The following is a 6,000-nucleotide window of genomic DNA, read 5'->3' as shown; positions in this document are numbered from 1 at the left end:
GGCGCCGCCGCCTCGGACGGCCGCGGCGCAGGCGTCCCCGAGCTGTACTGCCCGCCCGCGCTCCGTGACGACCCGGCACTCGCCCGGGAGGTCAACGACCGGCTGGTGGACTGGGCGGACGAGGTCGGCATCTACGACGGACGGCTCGACCGCGTCCGCGCAGCCGACTTCGGGCGCCTGATGATGCTGGCCCACCCCGACGGCGACGACCCGGACCGGCTGCTGGCGGCGGGCAAGTGCGCCCTGGCCGAGTGGGCCACGGACGACTACTACTGCGACGACGAGACCATGGGCTCCAGGACCGACCTCCTCGGCTCCCACCTCGGACTCGCCTACACGGCCGTCGACCCCTCCCACCTCCCGGCCCGCTACGCGCCGGCGTGGGAGGAGGAGATGCGGCAGGACCCCGTACGGGTCGCCCTGCGCTCGGGCCTGGACCACCTCTCCCGCTACGCGGAACCCTCGCAGGTCGCCCGGCTGCGGCACGAGGTCGCCGTCCTCTTCGTGGGTTACGAGCAGGAGGGCTCGTGGCGCTCCCAGGGCCGCATGCCCGGCGTCCGCGAATACCTGGCCCACCGTCAGATCAACAGCTTCCTCCCCTGCATCGCACTCACCGACGTGGTCGGCGGCTACGCGCTGCCCGCCTCCGCATACGCCGAACCGCGCGTGCGCCGAGCCGTGACGATGGCCGCCACGGCCGCCACGCTCGTCAACGACCTGTACTCGATGACGAAGGAGCACGACTCCTCGGGCGTGGAGTTCAACCTCCCTGTCGTGATCGCGGAGGAGGACGGCTGCTCGCTGCGCGAGGCGATCGAGCGGAGCGCGGAGATCCACGACGAGCTCGTGCGCGCCTACGAGACGGAGGCCGCGGCCCTCGCCCTCACCGGAACGCCCGAGCTGCGGCGGTTCCTCGCGGGAGTCTGGGCCTGGCTCGGCGGCAACCGTGAATGGCACGCCGGCAGCCCCCGCTACAACGGCGCGTGAGCCGCCCCTCTCCGCTGCTTCCTCCGGGCATCCCCGAACGTCCCCGGACGTCCCTGCACGTCCCCTGCACACCTCACGCGACACCCCGCACGCATGCGACGCACTCACTCCATGCATTCCACGCATTTCATGCATTCCATGCGCCATCACGAACGCATGCCGCAATCCGGCGCAATCTGTAAGGAGCACCCCATGACGACCACGCCCGCCCCCGCCGCGTCCACCGGCGTCCTGCGCACCGCGTACCAGAAGTCCGTAGCGGAGTACTGGAACAACGAGAAGGACCCGGTCAACCTGCGCCTGGGCGACGTCGACGGCCTCTACCACCACCACTACGGGCTCGGCGACTACGACCCCTCCGTCCTGGAAGGCCCCGAGGAGACCCGGGACCAGCGCATCATCGAGGAACTGCACCGGCTGGAGTCGGCGCAGGCCGACGTCCTCCTCGACCACCTCGGCCCCATCGCCCCCGACCAGCGCGTCCTGGACGCCGGCTGCGGCCGCGGAGGCACCAGCATCATGGCCAACGCCCGCTTCGGCTGCCGCGCCGACGGCGTCTCCATCTCACAGGCCCAGGTCGACTTCGCCAACGAGCAGGCCCGCAAGCGCGGCGTGGACGACAAGGTCCGCTACCACTTCGCCAACATGCTGGACACCGGCCTGCCCACCGGCGCCTTCCAGGGCATCTGGAACAACGAGTCCACCATGTACGTGGACCTGAACGAGCTCTTCGCCGAGCACGCCCGCCAGCTGGCCTACGGCGGCCGCTACGTCACCATCACCGGATGCTCCAACGACGTGACGGGCCTGCGCTCGAAGGCCGTCAGCCGCATCGACGAGCACTACACCTGCAACATTCACCCCCGCAGCGCCTACTTCAAGGCCATGGCCGCCAACGGCCTCGTGCCCATCAACGTCGTCGACCTCACGGCCGCGACCATCCCCTACTGGGAGCTGCGCGCCCAGTCCTCCCTCGCCACCGGCGTCGAGGACCCCTTCCTGACCGCGTACAAGGAGGGCAGCTTCCACTACCTCCTGATCGCGGCAGACCGCATCTGACGCGTGCGGGGGCGGCGGGACGAAGGGCGTTCCGGCCCGTCCCGCCCCCGCCGTGCGGGAGGTAGGAGGCGGGACGGGCCGAGCGGATCAGCGCACCGAAGTCGTCGCGTGTGCCCGCTCGAAGAGCCCCTCGGCCTCGTTGATCGCTCGGGTCAGGGCTTCGGGCTCCGGCCGGAGCCCGGCCAGGATCGCGTCGACGCCCCGTAGACCGGCCTGCTGCAGGAGCCGCTTCTCGTTGGTGACCCATTCACCGCGTGCCGCCAGCACGGCGTGCCCCGTCTGCATGGCGGCGATGGCGAGTGCGCCCGCGACCTCGGCGGCCTGGCCGCGCCGGACGTACGCGCCCTTGGCGTAGTGGAGCGTGAGGGCCGCCCGCTCCCGCCACACCGGCGGGGCTGCTGCGCGCAGGGCCTGCGGGTACTCGGGGCGCGGCAGGGCGCCGCGCAGCACCTGGTTGACGGCGAGTTCGGCGACCACGAGGTAGCTGGGGATGCCCGCGAGGTGGAACATCAGCGGTTCCCAGTGGAAACGACCCTGCCGGGCCTCGGCGAGTTCGTGCTCGACGACGTCGAGGTCGCGGTAGTGCACGTCGACCTGCCGCCCGTCGATCGTGAGCCACGCCCCACCGTTGAAGACCCCGCCGCCCCAGTCCCCGATCCCGGAAACCTCGCCTTCCCAGCCGGCGGCCCGCAGCTCGCCCGGATCGAAACCGCCGCGGTAGTACACGGCCAGGTCCCAGTCGCTGCCCGCTGTGTGCGTACCTTGGGCACGCGAGCCGCCGAGCGTGACGGCGCGTACGGCGGGCAGGGCCGCGAGCCGGTCCGCGACGGGGTCGAGGAAGAGCTTGTCGTCGTCGGTCATGGGGATCCGATCCTGAGAACGCGCGAGAAGTGGATGACGGGCGATGAGGGCACACCGGACGAACGCCGGAGCAGAGTCTCGGACGGCGTTACGCGCATCAAGGTGCCGGGGCATGCCATCACTTCATGACGCGGACTGTACCCGGCGTACGGGCCGGCTCGTCAGCCATATGGTTCGCGGACGCCCTGTATGCCTGACCCGACGCCAAGACCCGGCTCACGCCACGTAGGTCACGCCGACCGCTCACTCTGTGCACCCTGTTGCTCACGCCGCGCGACTGCTTGGCTGCCCGCGTGTCCAGCGTGCGGCGCACTGCTGCATCGCGGAGCGGGCCCGGTTGTCATCGAAGGAGACTGACATGCATCTGAGGGTTGGAAAGAACCGGCGAGTGGCGCTCATGATCTCCGCACTCATGATCGCGGCAAGCGGTCTCACCCAGGGAGCGGCTTCCCTCGCACGGGCTGCGTCGCCGGCCGCGTCCGGAGCCCCGGCGAAAGCTGCGCACGCAGCCCTGGAGGCCTGTGGTGGAGCGGGGTCGGTCCCCCTCGGCGCCGGCTGGATCCACATCAGGGCCAACAAGTCCGTCGCGGGGTATCCGGGGTACAGGCAGCACTACCAGGGATTCGTTTCGAACGGAGGTGACGCCACCTCCATCGCCGTTCAGGTCAAGGGATGGGAGGGCAGTCAGCTGAAGTGGTACGGGCTGGGCGCGACGGATAACAAATTCGAGGGGTATGTGTCTTGGGGGTACAGCCTTGCCACGCCCGAGATCAGGGTACTGAACACCGGCTTCAAGATTGACCCGCTTGTTCGATTCAACTGCTGATGGAGCGCACGGCGCACGGCGCACGGCGCATGTCGCGGCGCGGGACGAGGCGCACCGCCTGCGGACAGCGGCCCGGTAGTCGCTGTACAGGGTCGGACTGCTCACTGACGACGAACAAGTGAACCTCGCGGCCCAGCGGGCCTACGAGGCCGGGGGAGGGCTCACCCCGCGCGGTCCTGCCTCGGCCGGCTCGGGCCACCACCGTGCACAGTGCGAGGACGCGTGGTCCCGGGCGCAAGGCGGTCGGCCGATGGCCGCTCCGGCGGAGATCCGTGTCGTCGGTCAGCCGCGGGGGTGGACGTGGAGGTCGAAGCCGGTGGTGCCCGGGGTTTCCACCTTCGGCAGGAGGCGCATGCCGTGGTCGTAGTCGCCGCCGGTGAGCGTCCGGTAGGGGACCGGGGCGTCCGTGAAGAGGCCGTCGAGGCGGCGTGCGTACGCCCGCTTCGCCGCGTCGAACCCCTCCGCCGGCAGGTCGTTGGCGTTGTACACCGTGAACGGTTCGAGCGGCGTCATGCCCGTGAACCAGAACAGGCCGTGCTGCACCGGGTGGAGGACGTCCGCGAGGCGCCCGTGAATGCCCCGGTCGGAGAAGGACGTCTCTCGCGCGCCCGCCGTCACCGACACCAGCGCCCGCCGCCCTCCGAGGGCGCTCTCGGAGTAGGGCGGAGGGAGGGCCGGGCCGTAGCCGAAGCCGGCGGTGAACACCCGGTCGACCCAGCCCTTGAGTATCGCGGGCATGGAGAACCACCACATGGGGAACTGTAGGATCACCGCGTCCGCCCAGCGCACCTTCTCCTGCTCGGCCGCGACATCGGCGGACAGCCGGCCCGCCAGCGTGGCCCGTTCGGAGGCGGCCATCACGTGCAGCCGCCCGTCGCCGGGTTCGTCGGGGAAGTCGTCGGCGTCGACCGTGGCCTTCCACTTCATCGCGTAGAGGTCGGAGACCTGTACCTCGTGGCCTGCGGCGCGCAGGTGCTCGGTGGCGAAGGCGGCCATGGAGGTGTTGAGCGAGCGGGGATCGGGGTGGGCGGTGACGATGAGGATCTTCTTTTGCTGCTGCTGCTGGTGCGGTGCGGTGTCGTTCATGCACCTACGTTCTCCCGGCCGCGCCCGGGTAGCCAGCACCCTGTTTTACCTGCGGATCCGTAATCCTGGTACTGCCAGGGCCACGCATACTGGAGCGTATGAACGGCGTGGACAGCAGTCACATCGGAGAAGTCGACGGGGTCGGCGGGGTCGACGATGCCCAGCGGGCGCTCGGCGGGTTCCTGCGCGCCCGCAGGGGGCGTGTCGCGCCGGAGCAGGTCGGGCTCGCAGGCGGTCGCCGCCGGCGGGTGCGAGGGCTGCGCCGCGAGGAACTGGCCCAGCTCGCCGGCATCAGCGTGGACTACTACGTGCGCCTGGAGCAGGGCCGGGCCACCCAGCCGTCCGCGGAGGTGCTCGACGCGCTCGCGGGGGCGCTGGGCCTGGACGCGGCGGAGCGCAAGCACCTGGACACGCTCGCCGGCGCCAGGCGCGACCCCGTGCCCAGGGCGGAGGTCAGCCCTCTCCTGCAGCGGATGCTGGATTCCCTGGACCGCTTCCCGGTCTTCGTGACGGACCACCGCATGGACGTGGTGGCCTGGAACGCCCTGGGCGCCGAGCTGATCGGCGGCGCGCCCGGGCCGGGGAGCCGCGACCGGAACAACGCCAGGTACCTCTTCCTCGACCCGGCCTCCCGGGCCGTCCACCCCGACTGGGAGGCGAGGGCGGCCGAGGCCGTGGGGCAGTTGCGGGTCGCCGCGGGGCGCTACCCCGGCGATACGGAGCTGTCGGCCCTCATCAACGAACTGTCCGCGCACAGCACCGACTTCCGGAGCATCTGGGCCACCGGCGAGGTCGTGATGTGCGCGGCGGGCCGCAAACGGCTGCGTCACCCCGGGGCCGGGCTGCTCACCCTGGACTTCGAGACGCTGCACGTGCCGGCGGCGCCCGGTGAGACGGGGCTGGTGGTGCACGTGTTCAGCGCCGAGGAGGGCAGCGAGGAGGCGTCCGCCCTGGCGCGGCTGGCCCGGCCGGCAGGGCCAGCCGCGTCGGCCGGGCTGGCCATGGCCGTAACGGAGGTGCCTGTTCCGGCCTGACGAGGCTTCTCGGGCCCGGGACAACGGACAGCACAGCTGGAGCGCCTTCCGGGGCGCAACCGCACGTGAGGTCCTGGGCCGCCAGGCCCGACGCGCTCGTTGTCGGTCATGCCGTGCAGCGAACCGCCGGCAGCCGGCTCCCGGCCG

Annotated in this window: 6 protein-coding genes; 4 read left to right on the top strand and 2 right to left on the bottom strand. The window is 71.2% G+C overall.

The genetic code is table 11. The annotated features are described in order from the left end of the window. Both V7793_RS11250 and V7793_RS11245 read left to right on the top strand, forming a co-directional pair. On the top strand, positions 1–987 hold a 987-nt coding region (locus V7793_RS11250; protein ID WP_336005148.1), incomplete at its 5' end, for a family 2 encapsulin nanocompartment cargo protein terpene cyclase. A 192-nt stretch (positions 988–1,179) separates the two neighbouring features. Next, entirely contained in the window at positions 1,180–2,046 is an 867-nt protein-coding gene (locus tag V7793_RS11245; protein ID WP_336005146.1) for a geranyl diphosphate 2-C-methyltransferase, read from the top strand. Between the two features lie 87 nt (positions 2,047–2,133). Here V7793_RS11245 and V7793_RS11240 read toward each other — a convergent pair whose 3' ends face one another. After that, positions 2,134–2,907, bottom strand: coding sequence for a nucleotidyltransferase domain-containing protein (locus tag V7793_RS11240; protein WP_336005143.1), 774 nt, complete (start codon positions 2,905–2,907; stop codon positions 2,134–2,136). 358 nt (positions 2,908–3,265) lie between these two features. Here V7793_RS11240 and V7793_RS11235 point away from each other — a divergent pair, with 358 nt between their 5' ends. Next, positions 3,266–3,733 (top strand): hypothetical protein, encoded by a 468-nt coding sequence (locus V7793_RS11235; RefSeq protein WP_336005140.1) that lies wholly within the window; start codon positions 3,266–3,268, stop codon positions 3,731–3,733. A gap of 282 nt (positions 3,734–4,015) precedes the next feature. On the opposite strand, the gene V7793_RS11230 is transcribed toward V7793_RS11235, so the two are convergent. Beyond that, on the bottom strand, positions 4,016–4,819 hold the full coding sequence (locus tag V7793_RS11230; protein WP_336005138.1) for an NAD(P)H-dependent oxidoreductase: 804 nt from the start codon (positions 4,817–4,819) through the stop codon (positions 4,016–4,018). Between the two features lie 98 nt (positions 4,820–4,917). Here V7793_RS11230 and V7793_RS11225 point away from each other — a divergent pair, with 98 nt between their 5' ends. After that, a complete protein-coding gene (locus V7793_RS11225) occupies positions 4,918–5,853 on the top strand; it encodes a helix-turn-helix domain-containing protein (RefSeq protein ID WP_336005135.1) in 936 nt (311 codons plus the stop codon). Positions 5,854–6,000 lie beyond the last annotated feature (147 nt).

It is taken from the genome of Streptomyces sp. KLMMK, from assembly GCF_036961605.1.
Lineage (GTDB): Bacteria > Actinomycetota > Actinomycetes > Streptomycetales > Streptomycetaceae > Streptomyces > Streptomyces telluris.
The sequence above is the reverse complement of the archived record's forward strand: the minus strand, read 5'-3'. Positions and strand labels throughout refer to the sequence as shown.

Excerpts from the sequence above, each read along its gene's own strand:
- V7793_RS11245 (WP_336005146.1), top strand. The coding sequence starts at position 1,180 with ATGACGACCACGCCCGCCCCCGCCGCGTCCACCGGCGTCCTGCGCACC.
- V7793_RS11230 (WP_336005138.1), bottom strand. The coding sequence starts at position 4,819 with ATGAACGACACCGCACCGCACCAGCAGCAGCAGCAAAAGAAGATCCTC.
- V7793_RS11235 (WP_336005140.1), top strand. The coding sequence starts at position 3,266 with ATGCATCTGAGGGTTGGAAAGAACCGGCGAGTGGCGCTCATGATCTCC.
- V7793_RS11225 (WP_336005135.1), top strand. The coding sequence starts at position 4,918 with ATGAACGGCGTGGACAGCAGTCACATCGGAGAAGTCGACGGGGTCGGC.
- V7793_RS11240 (WP_336005143.1), bottom strand. The coding sequence starts at position 2,907 with ATGACCGACGACGACAAGCTCTTCCTCGACCCCGTCGCGGACCGGCTC.